The 17183-nt window shown below is 48.3% G+C and carries 17 protein-coding genes; 5 read left to right on the plus strand and 12 right to left on the minus strand.

Going from position 1 to position 17183, the window contains the following annotated elements:
* Positions 1-18: 18 nt before the first annotated feature.
* Positions 19-2247, plus strand: a complete 2229-nt coding sequence (gene pflB / locus Q1Y74_RS02110; protein WP_300812059.1) for a formate C-acetyltransferase — start codon at positions 19-21, stop codon at positions 2245-2247.
* Positions 2248-2252: 5 nt separating this feature from the next.
* Complete coding sequence (gene pflA, locus Q1Y74_RS02115) at positions 2253-2981, plus strand: pyruvate formate-lyase-activating protein (protein ID WP_300812060.1); 729 nt, start codon at positions 2253-2255, stop codon at positions 2979-2981.
* 803 nt (positions 2982-3784) lie between these two features.
* On the opposite strand, the gene Q1Y74_RS02120 is transcribed toward pflA, so the two are convergent.
* Positions 3785-5098 carry an outer membrane beta-barrel protein gene (locus tag Q1Y74_RS02120; RefSeq protein WP_300812093.1) on the minus strand — a complete coding sequence of 438 codons (1314 nt, stop codon included), beginning with the start codon at positions 5096-5098 and terminating at the stop codon, positions 3785-3787.
* Between the two features lie 6 nt (positions 5099-5104).
* Positions 5105-5653, minus strand: a complete 549-nt coding sequence (locus Q1Y74_RS02125; protein ID WP_300812061.1) for a sigma-70 family RNA polymerase sigma factor — start codon at positions 5651-5653, stop codon at positions 5105-5107.
* Between the two features lie 201 nt (positions 5654-5854).
* Between Q1Y74_RS02125 and Q1Y74_RS02130 the strand changes: the two genes are divergently transcribed.
* From Q1Y74_RS02130 to Q1Y74_RS02140, 3 genes are all read left to right on the plus strand, one after another.
* Positions 5855-6529, plus strand: coding sequence for a NigD-like protein (locus Q1Y74_RS02130; protein ID WP_300812094.1), 675 nt, complete (start codon positions 5855-5857; stop codon positions 6527-6529).
* Positions 6530-6647: 118 nt separating this feature from the next.
* Positions 6648-7217 carry an occludin gene (locus Q1Y74_RS02135; RefSeq protein WP_300812062.1) on the plus strand — a complete coding sequence of 190 codons (570 nt, stop codon included), beginning with the start codon at positions 6648-6650 and terminating at the stop codon, positions 7215-7217.
* Positions 7218-7280: 63 nt separating this feature from the next.
* The gene (locus Q1Y74_RS02140) at positions 7281-8189 is read left to right on the plus strand and encodes an SDR family oxidoreductase (protein WP_300812063.1); all 909 of its coding nucleotides are present in this window, start codon (positions 7281-7283) and stop codon (positions 8187-8189) included.
* Here the strand turns inward: Q1Y74_RS02140 and Q1Y74_RS02145 are convergent.
* The 10 genes from Q1Y74_RS02145 to purT all read right to left on the minus strand — a co-directional run bounded on the left by Q1Y74_RS02145 (position 8167) and on the right by purT (position 17097).
* Positions 8167-9060 (minus strand): F0F1 ATP synthase subunit gamma, encoded by an 894-nt coding sequence (locus tag Q1Y74_RS02145; RefSeq protein WP_300812064.1) that lies wholly within the window; start codon positions 9058-9060, stop codon positions 8167-8169. The genes Q1Y74_RS02140 and Q1Y74_RS02145 overlap by 23 nt on opposite strands.
* Before the next feature lie 24 nt (positions 9061-9084).
* On the minus strand, positions 9085-10668 hold the full coding sequence (gene atpA / locus Q1Y74_RS02150) for a F0F1 ATP synthase subunit alpha (protein ID WP_300812095.1): 1584 nt from the start codon (positions 10666-10668) through the stop codon (positions 9085-9087).
* Positions 10669-10690: 22 nt separating this feature from the next.
* Positions 10691-11251: a F0F1 ATP synthase subunit delta gene (locus tag Q1Y74_RS02155; RefSeq protein ID WP_300812065.1), complete on the minus strand. Its 561-nt coding sequence runs from the start codon at positions 11249-11251 to the stop codon at positions 10691-10693.
* An 86-nt stretch (positions 11252-11337) separates the two neighbouring features.
* Positions 11338-11844: a F0F1 ATP synthase subunit B gene (gene atpF / locus Q1Y74_RS02160; protein ID WP_300812066.1), complete on the minus strand. Its 507-nt coding sequence runs from the start codon at positions 11842-11844 to the stop codon at positions 11338-11340.
* A gap of 39 nt (positions 11845-11883) precedes the next feature.
* Positions 11884-12141 carry an ATP synthase F0 subunit C gene (gene atpE, locus Q1Y74_RS02165; RefSeq protein ID WP_300812067.1) on the minus strand — a complete coding sequence of 86 codons (258 nt, stop codon included), beginning with the start codon at positions 12139-12141 and terminating at the stop codon, positions 11884-11886.
* Between the two features lie 79 nt (positions 12142-12220).
* Complete coding sequence (gene atpB / locus Q1Y74_RS02170) at positions 12221-13405, minus strand: F0F1 ATP synthase subunit A (protein ID WP_300812068.1); 1185 nt, start codon at positions 13403-13405, stop codon at positions 12221-12223.
* Positions 13389-13802 carry a hypothetical protein gene (locus tag Q1Y74_RS02175; RefSeq protein ID WP_300812096.1) on the minus strand — a complete coding sequence of 138 codons (414 nt, stop codon included), beginning with the start codon at positions 13800-13802 and terminating at the stop codon, positions 13389-13391. The genes atpB and Q1Y74_RS02175 overlap by 17 nt, the downstream gene beginning before the upstream one ends.
* Positions 13803-13906: 104 nt before the next feature.
* The gene (gene atpC, locus Q1Y74_RS02180) at positions 13907-14152 is read right to left on the minus strand and encodes an ATP synthase F1 subunit epsilon (RefSeq protein WP_300812069.1); all 246 of its coding nucleotides are present in this window, start codon (positions 14150-14152) and stop codon (positions 13907-13909) included.
* Between the two features lie 31 nt (positions 14153-14183).
* Complete coding sequence (atpD, locus tag Q1Y74_RS02185) at positions 14184-15707, minus strand: F0F1 ATP synthase subunit beta (RefSeq protein ID WP_300812070.1); 1524 nt, start codon at positions 15705-15707, stop codon at positions 14184-14186.
* A 223-nt stretch (positions 15708-15930) separates the two neighbouring features.
* Positions 15931-17097, minus strand: a complete 1167-nt coding sequence (gene purT, locus Q1Y74_RS02190) for a formate-dependent phosphoribosylglycinamide formyltransferase (protein ID WP_300812072.1) — start codon at positions 17095-17097, stop codon at positions 15931-15933.
* Between the last annotated feature and the right edge of the window lie 86 nt (positions 17098-17183).

Consider the following 17183-nt stretch of genomic DNA (forward strand, 5'->3'; position numbering starts at 1 on the left):
TTTAATGACAGACTTCTTATGGAATTAAACAAATGCTTTATCGACGGAGTGTGGAACAAAGAAATCAACGTGAGCGACTTTGTTAGCAGAAACATTGCCCCTTATACGGGAGACGCTTCTTTCCTACAAGGCCCTACTGAACGCACCAGGCATATCTGGAACCTCTGCCTGAAGGCATTGGAAGAGGAACGTGCCAACAACGGAGTGAGAGCGCTGGACTATACCACCGTGTCCACCATCACTTCACACAAAGCCGGATACATTGACAAGGAAAACGAACTGATTGTAGGCCTGCAGACGGATGAACTGCTGAAGCGCGCCATCAAGCCCTTCGGAGGTATCAACGTGGTGATGAAGGCCTGCAAGGAGAACGGCGTGGAAGTGGACGAACGGGTAAAGGACATTTTCCAGCACTACCGTAAAACACACAACGACGGTGTGTTCGACGCTTATACGGAAGAGATACGTTCCTTCCGTTCGTTGGGCTTCCTTACGGGACTTCCCGACAACTATGCCCGCGGACGAATCATCGGCGACTACCGCCGGCTGGCCCTCTACGGCATCGACCGACTGGTGGAAGCCAAGCAGGAAGATCTGCGTAACCTGACAGGCCCCATGACGGATGCACGCATCCGGCTGCGCGAAGAGGTAGCCGAACAAATCAAGGCCTTGAATGAAATAAAGGTCATGGGCGAATACTATGGATTGGACTTGAGTAGAGCCGCCACCTCGGCACAGGAGGCTGTTCAATGGGTGTACATGGCCTATCTGGCTGCCGTGAAGGAACAGGACGGAGCAGCTATGTCGTTGGGCAACGTGTCGTCGTTCCTGGACATTTTCATTGAGTATGACCTGGCTCACGGACGCATCAACGAAACCTTCGCCCAGGAGCTGATTGACCAGTTTGTCATCAAGCTGCGCATGGTACGCCATCTGCGTATGCAGTCATACAACGACATCTTCGCAGGCGACCCCACGTGGGTGACCGAAGCCATCGGCGGACGCTTCAACGACGGACGCACAAAGGTGACAAAGACCTCTTTCCGCTTCCTGCAGACGCTCTACAACTTGGGACCCTCGCCTGAGCCCAACCTCACCGTATTGTGGAGCCCCGACCTGCCCGAAGGATTCAAGGACTTCTGCGCCAAGGTATCGGTAGACACCAGCTCCATCCAGTATGAGAACGATGACCTGATGCGCGAAGTGCGCGGTTGTGACGACTACGGCATTGCCTGCTGCGTGTCTTATCAAGCCATTGGCAAGCAGATACAGTTCTTCGGCGCACGTGCCAACCTGGCCAAGGCCCTGCTGCTGGCCATCAACGGCGGACGTTGCGAAAATACCGGCACGGTAATGGTCAAGGGAATACCTGTACTGACCAGCGATACGCTGAAGTTTGAAGAAGTGATGAACAACTACAAGAAGGTGCTGACCGAAGTGGCTCGCGTCTACAACGAAGCCATGAACATTATCCACTACATGCACGACAAGTATTACTACGAAAAAGCACAGATGGCCTTCGTAGACACCAACCCGCGCATCAACCTGGCCTACGGCGTGGCAGGACTCTCCATCGCTCTGGATTCACTGTCGGCCATCAAATATGCCAAAGTAACGGCACGCCGCAACGAGATAGGGCTGACTGAAGGTTTCGACATCGAAGGTTCCTTCCCCTGCTTCGGCAACAACGACGACCGGGTGGACCACTTGGGCGTGGACCTGGTATATTATTTCAGTGAGGAACTGAAGAAACTGCCTGTCTACAAGAACGCCCGCCCCACCCTGTCGCTGCTCACCATTACTTCCAATGTGATGTACGGCAAGAAAACTGGCGCCACACCGGACGGACGCGCCAAGGGTGTGGCCTTTGCACCGGGTGCCAACCCCATGCACGGACGGGACAAGAACGGGGCCATCGCATCGCTGAGTTCTGTGGCCAAATTGCGCTACCGCGACTCGCAGGACGGCATCAGCAACACCTTCTCCATCGTACCCAAATCGCTGGGGCCCACTCCCGAAGAGCGGGTGGAAAACCTGGTGACCATGATGGACGGTTATTTCACCAAGGGTGCCCACCATCTGAACGTGAATGTGCTGAACCGCGAAATGCTGGAGGACGCCATGGAGCACCCCGAAAAATATCCGCAGCTCACCATCCGCGTATCGGGCTACGCCGTGAACTTCACCAAGCTGAGCCGTGAGCATCAGTTGGAGGTCATCAGCCGCTCGTTCCACGAAAGAATGTGACCAGCATGACGATAAAAGTTCATTCCTACGAAAGTATGGGAACCTTCGACGGGCCGGGTCTCCGGCTCGTTGTCTTTCTGCAAGGCTGTCCCTTCCGCTGCCTCTATTGCGCCAACCCCGACACGATAGCAGCCGAAGGAGGGACTCCGACACAGGCCCATGAAATCTTGCGCATGGCGGACGACCAGAAGGCTTTCTTCGGACGGAAAGGAGGCATCACCTTTTCGGGCGGCGAACCGACCTTGCAGGCCGAAGCCCTGCTGCCCCTCTTTGCCGACCTGAAAGCCCACGGCATACACATCTGCCTGGACACCAACGGAGGCATCTGGAACCGGCATGTGGAGGAGTTGCTGAAACTGACCGACCTGGTGCTGCTGGACATTAAGGAATTTAACCCCGAACGCCACCGACGGCTGACGGGACGGGACAACACGCAGACCCTGCGTACCGCCCAGTGGCTGGAGCGGAACAACCGCCCCTTCTGGCTGCGCTACGTGCTGGTACCCGGCTACAGCGACTTCGAGGAAGACATCCGCGCCTTGGGCGAACGGCTGGGAAGCTACTCGCAGGTGCAGCGGGTAGAAATACTCCCTTATCACCGACTGGGCGTACACAAATATGAGGCTATGGGGTGGGACTATCAGCTGAAGGAAGTAAAGGAGAATACACCCGGGCAGCTGGCTCGGGCCGAAGCGATCTTCAAGGAGTACTTCCCGCTGGTGGTGACGAACTGAGGCCGGAAAGATTGTGACGTAAAGAAATATTTCCGCCCGATTAAAATGGCACGAAAGTAGGAAGAAAACCAATCCGTTTTTCTTTCTACTTCCTTTCCCAACCTCCCAGTATAATGCTCCAATTAGACTGTAAAAACACCCCGGCTTATGTATTTGATATTATTACCACTAAACAGATATTCCACAGTTAAAAGAACTTACAAACTGAAAGGAATGGATAAATATCATTAAATGACTGCAAATCAATCATTTACATTTTTCAATATAAGATTACTATCGATAGTAAGCAACCTTCGCACCGAAGGTAGGCGACCTTCGCCCTGATAGTAGGCAACCTTCGGCTCCAAAGAAGGCAAGGCAAACTGCCGGATATGGATATTATTTGACATTTTGAGTAAAACGACAATCGTGTAGTGCAAATAGCCTGAGTTCAAATTCCGTTCATCACCGAATACGCCAGCTATTCTTTTCCATACTTCTATCTTGTGTATTCTACATGCAAGATAACCCAAATTCTTATCTATAAACTTGAGTTTGGTTAATATGCTTTAGCCGGATTAATCAGAAAAATGTATAGCAAAATTACCACTTCTGTCTATTACTTCCAATATGGTGTTCCTTGACGGATATTAAGGTTGCATGGGGATGGTTTGAAACCCGAAAGTCTTATGTTTGAAACATTGCCCCCTTATGTTTCAAACATAGGACCTTTAGGGTTTAAATCCATTTTTCTGGAAAGGGAATGTAAGAAGCGCGAATTGTTCCTCTATTATCAAAAAAAAGGAACTGTCCGGATGCTTAGATCAATAAATCAGACGAATGCCTGCCTGCAAGGTAAAATTGAAGGGAGTCTCTTTTCGGATGGTCTCTACGGACGAGCCGTCATCGAAGAAATAAGAAAGACCCGGTTCCATATAGATGCCCACGTGCTTACCTGCATTGACCTGCACACCTACGGCGCCTGCCAGCGAGAACTGCAACGGTTTCACCGTCTGGTCTTCGTCACCCAGCTTGCCATAGACACATTTTTCCATCGCTCCACCGGCGGACAGATACATGATAAAAGGCTTACGGTCAATGAAATTCCAGTTGAGGCGTAAAGGGATACCGACGTAGTGCAACTTCTGCTCCACCTTCTCCGTACTGCCCTCGAACTTGATGTCGGAAGCCAGGTAAGTATACGTAAGTCCCGTTTCCACCGAAAAGGGTCCCCACAGATGCTTGCGCACCGACAGGCCCACGCTGACGGGCAGCTTGTGGTCGGCAGAAGCAATTTGCCTGCCTCGACTGAGCAAATAAGGCAAACCTTCCTTGAACACCAGTTCCTGATCTCCGGGGATGGCGAGGATACCGTTGGCCGTGGAGGAAAGGTCGAGGCTGTTGTCGGCCATATAAGCGTAATCGGACAAATAGGCGTTGCCCGCATACAGAGAGTTTCCGCTTCCACCTGCATTGCCCACCGAAAGGCCGACCGACCAGCGCGAAACGTCCTTGCGTTTGCTTTCCCCGGCCGGAAGATGCAGCATGTCCCTACTTGAGGGTCTCGTCGGCTTCAAACTCCGCTTTTTTTCTTCCCTTGAGGTAGTCTCTACCTGTCCAATTCCTTCTTTCCTATCTTCTTCAATGGGGGCGGCTTCATCGCGGACATCGGCAACAACCGGATCCGTCCCAACTTTCCCGGCTTCATCCGTCTGCACAAGCCGCTCGACCTGTGCCACCAATCTTGCCGTTACGGGACGTTGTCGGGGTTCGGACGGAACATCCTCCTTCTCCGTAGGCTTCAGCAACGTTACGGCCACGGGATGCGACTCCTGTACGGAAGGCTGAAGCGCAAGTTGGGGAACTCCGACATTGCCCACCTCATCACTGAGCGGGCTTTGCAGAAACCAAAGACTGATGCCCGAAATGCCGGCCAACAAGGCTGCCGCAGCCGCCATCGTCCACTTGCGCAAATGGAAAATACGTCCAGAACTGGCCTGCGGGACGGAACGGCGGGTAGCCAAATCCTTCTCAAGCCTCTCCCAACCGGAAGCAGGAAGCGGTTCGGAGTAGTTCTCCAGCTTCCGTTTCACCTCTTCCATCCATTGTCCGTTGTCTGTTTGCCTGTGTTTCTTCATATCCATTCAAGCATTTTTTTTCATCCATCCGTTTATCTTTACTGCCAAAGCCGCCTTGGCACGGGTCAGTTGCGAAGCGGACGACTTTTCATTGATGCCCAGCAAGCGGGCTATTTCTTTATGAGACTTCTCCTCGAACACGTACAAATTAAGTACCGTCCGGTAGCCCGTGGGCAGTTCGCCAATGAATCGCATCAGCACTTCAGAAGGGACAGCGGAAGCAGTAGAGGTATCGGGTTCATCGTACACTTCGGGCACTTTGTCAAGTTCGGCCGCCTGATTGAGCACGTCGTTGCGGCGTAGATACTGTAACACCACGTTGACCATCACCCGATCCATCCATGCCCTCAGCGAACCTTCACCCCGATAGACAAACTTGTCGAAAGAGTCAAATATCTTCAAGAACCCGTCGTGCATCAGGTCCTGGGCTGTATCACGGTCGCCTGCATAACGGATGCAAAGTCCCAGCATACGCCCCGCATAGCGCTCATACAGCTCCTTACGGGCTGAGTTGTCACCCTGCCTGCACCGATCTGCTAGTTCTTGTTCTTCCATTCTCTCTACTTGCACGTGTTTTTGATTAAATAATGCAACGGGCACAAAAATACTGCATCGCAGGCGGAAGTTTTTCGCTCTTTCAAATCTTTAACAGTCAACCATGCAGTAAACGGAAACTACAAGCATTTATTACAATAATATTCATTAGTAATAATACACAAAGATATGGACGTTATAAAAAAACTACAATTTAAAGTGATGGCAACGATAATGATATGCCTGCTCGGCTGGGGATTCCATTCTTGCTTGGATGAAAAAGTGGACAGCTATTCACGCCTGACCATAGGCACCATAAAGGTGATAGAGGCCAACGACTACTACTTTGCCCTGGACGACGGTTCCACGATGTATCCGGGAGACACGACCAACATTCATAACTACACCCCCGTAACAGGCCAAAGAGCCATTCTATACTTCGACCTGTTGGACGAAAAGGTACCAGGATATGACTACAATGCCCTGGTGTACCGAATTGAAGACATCCTGACAAAAGACATCTACTTCATGCCTACGGAGAAGGAAGACAGCATAGGCGACGACCGCATCAATCTGAACAACGCATGGTTAAGCGGCAATTATGTGAACATGCAATACCAGTTCTATTACAACGAAGAATCGGGGAAGGTACACATGCTGAACTTAGTAGTGAACGAAGCTAATGACAACATGAGCAATGAAGAAGGTTATTTGGTACTGGAGTTACGACATAATGCCTATCACGACGAACAGCGCACACCGGGCAAAGGGCTGGTATCATTCAAGTTGGATAACATTGCCCGCGAGATGGAAGGTAAAAAAGGATTAATTATTCGCATCAACACGCTGTACGATGGTGTGCAATACAAGAAAGTGGATTTTGCCAGTAACAAATAATACGAGCAAAGTACAATGAGAGTAAGACGTTTTACCCGCCTAATGCACAAATTGACATTTGCCGACATTCAAAAAATAGTGTATATTTGTTGCATTGAAATCAAACTAAGAATAAAGAATGAAACATACTTTACTCATCACCTTGCTTGCGTTGCTACTGTCCACTACTACACGTTCACAAACCACGGACGGTAACGATAGCATTTCACCTGCCCACACAGCCGGAGTTGAAATCATACACGGCGAATTGCCTTGGACAGGAACTAACAATTATGACGAATTTTTATTGGACATGAGCCTGATGCAGATAAATACGCCCAATCTGACTGACTTCAAACTGGAGATACCCGATGCCAGTAAAGATTACAGCCGCATCTTCAGACTGAATCCCAATATCACTTATTCGCAGGGTTCCCCCGGCTTTTACCTGTCTTCTTCCGTTTACGGATGGAATTCTTGGGGATTTGACAATTATACGGGGAACCTGCAAATGGGCACTTTCCACTTGAAGAACGGTATGACTCTGCACACCTATGGAGAATATGACAAGGATGGCTGGAAGGTACGTAATCCATCGGCCCTGCCTTGGCAACGCAACAACTTCCGCGGAGCCTTCGAACTGAAATCAGCCAACGGGTCGTTTGGCGTGAGAATCGAAGTTCAGCAAGGAAGGCAGATACCCTACTGATATTATTCCGAACGCCTACAACACCAGAAGGAAAAAAGGTAATGGCTCATAACAAGACAGCAGATGAAAAAAAAGATTCTAATCACAGGTGCCAACGGATTCATAGGCCGAAGGGTGATGGACGACCTCTGTGCAGATGATACGTACAGCGTCGTTGGATGCTCACTGCATGACGACCTCTGTCCCCAAAGCAGCAGGCACCTATTTGCCACCATCGACATCACGGACAGACAGGCCTTACGAAGTATCTTTGAAGAAACACATCCCGACATTGTAATTAATACTGCTGCTCTGTCTGCCATCGATTACTGCGAAACCCATCGGGAGGAAGCTGATGCTGTAAATACGCTTGCCGTCAAGCACATGGCAGAATTATGTGCACAACAGGGAAGCAGATTCATTCACCTCTCCACCGACTATGTGTTCGGCGGAAACAGTCAACGCCTTTATACAGAAGAAGACCTTCCCGCACCTGTGAACTATTACGGCATGAGCAAATGGAGAAGCGAACAGTATGTACAGGCCCTCTGCTCCGACTACGCCATTGCACGGATAGTGGTGGTGTATGGTAAGCCCCTGCCCGGACAACATGGCAACATTGTGGACCTGGTAGCCCAAAGGCTGAAAGACAAGGAAACGATACGGGTTGTTTCCGACCAATGGCGCACCCCCACCTACGTAGGCGACGTATCGACAGGCATCGGCAGACTGACAACACACAATGCCAGCGGCATCTACCACATTTGCGGCAATGAATGCCTGACCATCGCTGACGTAGCACGCCGGACGGCAAAAGTGCTGGAACTGGACAGTACTCTCATTCTTTCCGTCAATACGCACGAAATGGGCGAAAAAACACCGCGCCCTTCCTACAGCGGACTAGATATAGGGAAAGCGCGGAGAGAATTGGGGTATTGTCCCCATACATTAGATGACGGCATACGGTTGTCTACTTCAGGCTGCCGCCAATAATGTCCTGCAGTTCGTTGGTAATAGCCTGCTGGCGACTTTTGTTGTATTGTTTGGTCAGGTCCTGTATCAGTTCGTTGGCATTGTCCGTAGCTGCCTGCATGGCCAGCATACGGGCAGCATGTTCAGAAGTATTGGAATCCAACAGCACCGTAAATATTTTCTGGCTCAGCACCTTGGGAAGCAGTTCAATAATAAGTTCTTCGGCTGACGGCTCCACAATATAGTCGTTGTTGAAGCCACGCTCTTCTTCGTCACCACGCCCAGCTGCCGCCTCCTGGGCCACCTTTTCAAGATTGATAGGCAGGTAATCTTCACGTGTCAGCACCTGTGACCCCATGGACTTAAAGTGATGATAGATGAGCTGCACGCTGTCCACCCGCTTCTCCACAAACTCCTTCATCAGAGTGGTGGCAAGACCGTTGGCAGCAGCGTAACTGGGCCTATCCGCCATTGCCTGAAAACTGCCGCAAGGCTCGTAACCCAACTTACGGACTGCCTCTTCCACCTTGCGTCCCACAGGATAGAGAAAAATGTTCTCTTTGCCCAGCCTGGCATATTCTTCCAATGTATGCTCCAACATCTTCACCACATTGGAGTTAAACGCTCCGCACAACGAAGTGTTGGATGAAATCACAACAATGGCCACCCTGTTCACTGTCCGCACCTCGGTATAGGGGGAGTTGACAGAGGCATCAGTGCCCAGAAAGTTGGTCAGAATCTCGTTCAGTTTGTGTTGGTAGGGCAGGATGTTTTCCACCCTCGCCTGCGCCTTGTGTAACTTGGCAGATGCTACCATCTTCATGGCCGACGTAATCTGACGCGTACTTTTGACGGAATTGATTCTGTTTTTTACCTCTTTAAGTGAAGCCATATTTCCCTTACTTAATTATAATGATTACATGAACTGTTTAGCAATGACAGCTGCCGTTTCTTCAATCAGCCGACATACGTCGTCATCAATGACGCCCTTCTTCAGCACATCCAGTACATCGGAGCGATGGTTGATATCCAGATAATTGAGGAAACTACGTTCAAACTCATTGACCTTATCCAAAGGGACATCCTTCAGCAAGCCGTGTGTACCGCAATAGAGAACGGCGATCTGCTTCTCTACAGGCATCGGACTATATTGAGGCTGCACCAGCAGACGGGTATTCTTCTGTCCTTTATCGATGGCAAGCGCTGTCACAGGGTCCATGTCACCGCTGAATTTTGAAAACGCCTCCAATTCGCGATATTGCGCCTGGTCTATCTTCAGCGTACCTGCCACTTTCTTCATAGCCTTAATCTGGGCATTACCACCCACACGGCTCACGGAAATGCCCACATCGATGGCTGGTCGGTTACCTTGATTGAAGAGGTTGGTATCCAAGAATATCTGTCCGTCAGTAATAGAAATGACATTGGTAGGAATGTATGCTGATACATCCCCTGCCTGTGTCTCAATAATAGGCAGTGCCGTCAGCGAGCCTCCACCTTTCACTTTCCCTCTCAGGCTTTCGGGCAGGTCGTTCATCTCGCGTGCCACTTCCTCTTGGTTGATGATTTTTGCTGCACGTTCCAACAGACGTGAATGCAAGTAGAAAATGTCGCCTGGATAAGCCTCACGCCCTGAAGGACGACGCAGGATAAGCGACACCTCACGGTAGGCCACAGCCTGCTTGGAAAGGTCATCATAAACCACCAGTGCATGACGGCCTGTATCGCGAAAATATTCACCAATAGCAGCTCCCGCAAACGGCGCATAGTACTGTAAGGCTGCCGGATCGCCTGCCGTGGCGGCCACTACGATGGTATAGTCCAAGGCGCCGTATTCACGCAACGTGTTCACAATAGAAGCCACCGTAGAACCCTTTTGACCAATGGCTACATAGATACAGTAGACAGGGTCACCCGCCTCATAGTTGGCACGCTGGTTGATAATGGTATCAATGGCGATGGCCGTCTTACCAGTCTGTCGGTCACCGATAATCAATTCACGTTGCCCACGTCCAATAGGAATCATGGCATCCACAGCTTTCAATCCCGTCTGCAATGGTTGATTCACCGGCTGGCGGAAGATGACGCCGGGAGCCTTTCTTTCCAGCGGCATTTCGTACAGTTCGCCTCCAATCAGTCCTTTTCCGTCCAGCGGAGCACCCAACGGATCGATTACACGCCCCAACATATTTTCACCTACCATAATGGAGGCGATGCGCTTAGTCCGCTTCACAATAAAACCTTCCTTAATCTTGTCCGTGGGGCCCAGCAATACGGCCCCCACATTATCCTCCTCCAGGTTCATCACAATAGCCTTGATGCCGTTGTCAAACTCCAGAAGTTCATTTGCTTCGGCATTGCGAAGGCCATAGATACGCGCTACGCCGTCGCTCACCTGCAGCACCGTGCCTATCTCATCAAGTTGTACACGGGTATCTATCCCTTCCAACTGCCTGCGGAGAACATCGGAAACTTCGCTCACTTTTATATTTTCAGACAACATAAAAATTCTGTTTTCAATATTATACTATTCTTCGGTTCTTGTCAATAAACTGCTCTTTCACCTTTTTGAGTTGTGTGGCTATGCTGGCATCCAGACGAAAATCATTGATGTCAAAGATGAATCCTCCGCCGATGGAAGAATCGACCTCCGTCTGTAATTCCATGCGTGCGTGCAGTACCGACGAAGCGCTCTTCCTGATACGTTCTTCCATCTCCTTGCTCACCGGAACAGCCGTAATCAACTTGGCTACACCGATGTGCTTGTTCTTTCTGTATAAGTCGAGAAAGGAAAGGCAGATGTAATGCAGCATGCTTCCGCGACCGTTTCTCAATACCAAAGTGATGAAACGGCAGAATTCACGGTTGGCAGGGTGATCACCCGTTGCCGCAGTACAAATCAATGTGAACTTCTCGCGGATTGACAAAATAGGATTTTCCAACGCCAGACGTAAGTCGGGATGCCTGCGCAGGCTGTGTTCCAGCATACGTATCTCTTCATAAAGAATCTCCTCCGTCTGCGTGTCCTTGGCGTAATCAATCAATGCCTTTGCATAACGCATAGAAACAATACCTATATCCATATCTCTGAAAAAGATGTTCGTTGAACCATATTCATATCAAAATAATGCAGGTAGCCGCCTCTCAAGACGCCCGAAAAAAGAAATTGTCAGTTCTTTTTGGGTTTACTGAGCAGTTCATCCAGCATACGGTCTATCATTTGCATTTGTTCCTGCTTACCATCCAGGTTCTTACGTAAAACCTTCTCTGCAATGTCTACAGACAGTTCTGCAACTTGACGCCTAATTTCGCGGATGGCCTCTTCTTTTTCCTGCTGAATCTGGCTTCTGACTTCAGCCAGTTCCTTTTGCGCAGTAACTTCAGCCTGCTTGCGTGCCTCAACAATAATCTTGTCACGCTCGTGCATTGCCTCACGCAAAATACGTCCCTGCTCCTTATTGGCAGCAGTCACTAAAGCCTCGCTCTCTTCCTTTAGTTTTGCGAGTTGTGCATTGGCCTCCCGCGCTACTTCCATAGACTGGTCAATATAAGTCTTACGTCCTTCTACCATATTGGTTATTATGGGAAATCCAAACTTAGCCAATACCGCAAATACGATACCGAACGAAAGAAGCATCCAAAACAAAAGACCACTTTCGGGCAATAACAGTGACATAAACTTTTAATATTAGTAATTACATACAATAAAAACTCCTTACAGAATGAACACCAAAAGACATACAACAACTGCAAGCAGAGCCACACCCTCAATCAAAGCGGCGGCAATAATCATATTCATACGGATGTCTCCCGAAGCTTCCGGCTGCCGAGCAATAGCTTCCATAGCCGAACTACCAATTTTACCAATTCCGATACCCGCACCAATTACAGCAATACCGGCACCCAAAGCCGCACCCAGTTTACTTACTCCTACTCCTGCCGCAGCAGCTTGCAATAATACAGATAGTAACATAATTCTTAAAATTTAAATGGTTATTATTTCAATTCATAATCAGCTATTTAAAAATTCTCTTAACAGGAAGACCTCTACTTTACTTCACGGCCACTTCCTGTCTTTTCTCTTTTTCCTCATGCGGATGGTCTTCTTGGGCAAGCCCAATAAATACCGCTGAAAGCATAGTAAATACATAGGCTTGAATGAAGGCAACCAACAGTTCGAGAGCATTCATAAAGATGTTGAACAAGACGGAAGCAAAAGTAAGCGTACTGTTCAAAGCTGCCCCCATACTGACGGAGATGAAAATCAGACATGTCAGTACCAGCATGGCCATGTGTCCCGCCAACATGTTGGCAAAAAGACGAATCATCAACGCAAATGGTTTTGTGAACACCCCAAAGAACTCAATGAGTGGCATCATCGGAATAGGCACCTTTAGCCACCAGGGTACATCAGGCCAGAAGATATCTTTCCAATATGTTTTAGTGCCGAAAAGATTGACAGCCAAAAATGTACAGAATGCCAATACCATGGTGACAGCAATATTACCCGTAACATTGGCTCCACCAGGAAAGAAAGGTATCAATCCCATCAGATTATTGATAAAAATGAAGAAAAACGCTGTAAGCAGATAAGGCGAGAATCTGCGATACTTAGGACCTATACAACTTTTTATGACATCATCGTTCACCATCATTATGAACATCTCCATAAATCCGATAAAACCACCTGGCGCAGAACTTCCTTGGGGATGTTTTCTATACCAGCGTGCTACACTCAATACAATTATAATCAGCAACATGCTGTTAATCAATAATGCACAAGCCACTTTCGTTATCGAAAAATCCCATGGACGCACTTCATTACCTTGAGAATCATACTCCACCAACTTACCTTCATATCTGCTACCTTTTGGAGCGATGGAAAGTCCTTCGTAGCTTCCATTGTTTTCAGCCAACCGAGATGATGAAAAAACATGCCATCCTGTCGCCTCGCTGTATATGATGACGGGCAGGGGAACAGTGAGATGCAGATTGCCCCACGTCGTGATGTGCCATTCATAAGAATCGCCAATATGCCCCATCACAATATCCTTTACATCCACCGTATTTTCCTCCTGTTCAGCAGAAGTCAGTTGTTCGTCTTTCAGCAGGCTATCCACGCTTGCTTTTAGGCTATCCACCTCCACTCCAAGATAATCTTCAGCTTTCAGACTGCCGATATTGAACAGGAAAGCGACCAACAGGAGTAGAATACCTATGCTATGTTTTTTTTTCATTTTTCTTCTTCATTTTTCGATTCTTCTCAAACGTAAAGAAGAACCACGAATCATATATCAGATAAACCAGATAGTTTCCCACAAAAGTCAGCAGAAAAGCCTTCGCCTCTTCACGCACCACAATACAATACACTGCCATCAGCAGAATAGAGAACAGCATTCTCATGACGCGCATCAACATATAAATCTGCAACAGCCGTTGTGGCGAATGTTTGCGGCATACTTCGACCATGTTTATTTCAAATATGCCGAAAACAAAAAAGAACAATGGTATCAGTGGATAGCCTCCGAAATAATGATGCGGGAAATTATAGAAGTATATACAACCGCCTACCCCTCCCAGCAAGAAGGTCAGCAGCGTAATTTGCCACAAATAGTTTCGTTTGGTAATACTGATGCCCACAACAACAAAAATCCTTTATCTCAATTTAAGTCAAGCTTTAACACAAACAGCATAAAGACTAGACTACAAATTTTATACAGTTGAACAATACATTTATTCTATAATTCAACACAGGCAGTCACCCCGTTGTTACTCAGCTCTACAAACCCTCCGCGTACTGTGAGTGTATGTTCTTCTCCTCCGGCAGTATAGGATAAGACACCTGCCTTCAATGAAGAAACAATAGGTGCATGCTGAGGCAGAATGGTGAAGGAGCCTAATGTACCTGGCAGTGTAACACTCTCTACTTTTCCCTGGTAGATTTCCTTTTCAGGGGAAATAATGTCCAAATGCAAGTCTTTCATCGGAAATCTCCTGTTTTTCTACTATTCTACATCAGTTCCCTTTGGCCTGTGCCAACAGTTTTTCTCCTTTGGCAATAGCCTCCTCAATAGTACCTACATTCAGGAAAGCCGGCTCGGGCAGGTGGTCTACCTCGCCATCAAGTATCATCTTAAATCCCTTAATGGTATCTTCAATAGAGACCATAGTGCCTGGCACCCCTGTAAATTGCTCGGCAACAGCAAACGGTTGCGAGAGAAAGCGCTGCACTCGGCGAGCACGATTTACCAGTGTACGGTCGGCATCCGAAAGTTCCTCCATACCCAAGATTGAGATAATGTCCTGCAACTCCTTGTTGCGCTGCAGAATTTGCTTCACCCGTTGGGCTACTTCGTAATGCTCCTGCCCAACGATATGCGGATCGAGAATGCGTGAAGTGGATTCCAGCGGGTCGACAGCGGGATAGATACCCAGCTCCGTAATCTTACGACTGAGCACCGTCGTTGCGTCCAAATGAGTAAAGGTAGTAGCAGGCGCAGGGTCAGTCAAGTCATCGGCCGGCACATAGACTGCCTGCACGGACGTAATGGATCCGTTGCGTGTGGAAGTGATACGTTCCTGCATGGCTCCCATCTCGGTGGCCAGAGTTGGCTGGTAGCCCACAGCTGAAGGCATACGCCCCAACAAGGCGGAAACCTCAGAGCCAGCCTGTGTAAAACGGAAAATATTGTCTATGAAGAACAGAATGTCTCGAGGACCATCAGTCTCGGCACCTCTGTCACGGAAAGATTCCGCAACCGTCAAGCCGGATAATGCCACAGATTGACGAGCCCCAGGCGGTTCGTTCATTTGACCAAATATAAGTGTTACTTGAGACTTGGCTACTTCATTATAATCCACCTTCGAAAGGTCCCAGTTACCTTCCTCCATGCTTTTCTTGAATTCTTCACCATATCTGATAACACCAGACTCTATCATTTCACGTAACAAATCATTTCCCTCACGCGTTCGTTCTCCAACTCCTGCAAACACTGAGAAACCATGTTGTTTTTTAGCTATATTATTAATCAATTCTTGAATAAGCACAGTCTTTCCAACACCTGCTCCACCAAATAGACCAATCTTTCCACCCTTGCAATAAGGTTCCAACAAGTCTATTACCTTAATTCCTGTATATAAGACTTCCTGCACTGTTGTCAAATCCTCAAATTTTGGCGGCTCACGATGAATCGGATAAGCTCCGGCACGATTCAAATCCTTCATCCCGTCAATGGAATCGCCGACAACATTCATTAGGCGTCCCTTAATCTGATCGCCCACAGGCATGGTAATAGGTCCTCCGAGCGGATAGGCCTTCATACCTCGCTGTAAACCGTCAGTACTATCCATAGCTACAGTTCGCACTGTATTTTCACCAATGTGTTGCTGTACTTCTACAATAAGTCTTTTCCCGTGAGGCTTTTTGATTTCCAAAGCATCGTGAATGCTTGGCAACATCAATTCAGCCTCCGTACCGTCAAAATAGACGTCTACAACAGGTCCAATAACCTGTGAGATATGTCCAACAATTTGTGACATAAGCGTTCCTACTATTTTAATTCTGCCGACCCAATACTATTTAAACATGGGTCCTACAAAAATGATTTATTTATTTCTACCACTTAATAAGTATGGCAAATTTATAAACAATTTCGCAGCAGTTGTTCTACGGAATAGCTTTTTTTGAACAAAAAACACTCTTTTGAACGATTCAGGATACAATTAGAACAATTTATTGCAGATTCTGCAACATTTGTTAACATCAATATACTTTCACTTTAGCAGCTATGCGTTTAACTTTGTCACGCAGTGCATCCAAATCGCTACCGAGCGGAGCATAACATAACACTACTCCCATACGGCGGTTGACTCTGGTGGTTGGCTTGCCGAAAATACGCAAGAAGGTATCTTCCTCACGAGTCACCTCTTCCAGTCCCAGATAGTTGGGATACTCTTGACTGGCTATCGGTGAAAGAATTACGGCGCTGGCCCCCATACGCTCTTGTTTGATACCAGGAATAGGTAGTCCCAGCACGGCTCTCAAATGGAGCTCAAACTCATTAAGGTTCTGAGTGCCTGCCAAAGTAACCATACCAGTATCGTGCGGACGTGGAGACAATTCGGAGAAGTAGACGCCGTTTTCGTGGCTGAGGAAGAATTCCACGCCCCAAATGCCGGCACCAGTCAAAGCTCGCGTCACTTTTTCAGCCATCTGTTGGGCCTCTTTCAGATGTTCGGGGTCGATGTGTACAGGTTGGAAGCTCTCGCGGTAGTCTCCCCCTTTTTGTACATGGCCAATGGGCGGACAGAATAACGTAGGTCCATCTTTCTGGGTAACAGTCAATAGGGTAATTTCACTGTCAAAACGGATAAATTCTTCGATAATCAGTTCCTTGATATCTCCACGGCTGCCATTGCAACCATATTCCCAGGCATGTTCCAGCTCGTCGGCACTCTTCACCAACGACTGTCCTTTACCCGAAGAAGACATAAGTGGCTTTACTACACAGGGAAATCCTATCTTCTCAGCTGCCTCTTTCAGTTCGTCCAATGATTTGGCATAGAAATATCTGGCGGTTTTCAATCCCAGTTCCTTGGCAGCCAGGTCTCGGATGGCCTTTCGGTTCATGGTATAGTTCACTGCACGGGCACTGGGCACCACCTGGATGCCTTCGTTCTCGAAGTCATACAAACGCTCTGTACGAATGGCCTCAATTTCGGGGACGATGATGTCCGGCTTATGCTTGCGCACCACGCGCTCCAGAGCGTCTCCGTCCAACATACTGAACACTTCGCACTCGTCGGCCACCTGCATGGCCGGAGCTCCGGCATACGAATCGCAGGCCACCACATATTGGCCCTTGCGTTTGGCCGAAATCACGAACTCTTTACCCAATTCACCCGAACCTAATAATAAAATCTTTTTCATCTTTAAATCTGTTTCTATATGATTGAATTTAACTATTATCACTTATCCCACGAGAATACGTATGGACAAAAGTAGCATTATTCTCC

The organism is uncultured Bacteroides sp., assembly GCF_949298305.1.
GTDB lineage: Bacteria > Bacteroidota > Bacteroidia > Bacteroidales > Bacteroidaceae > Bacteroides.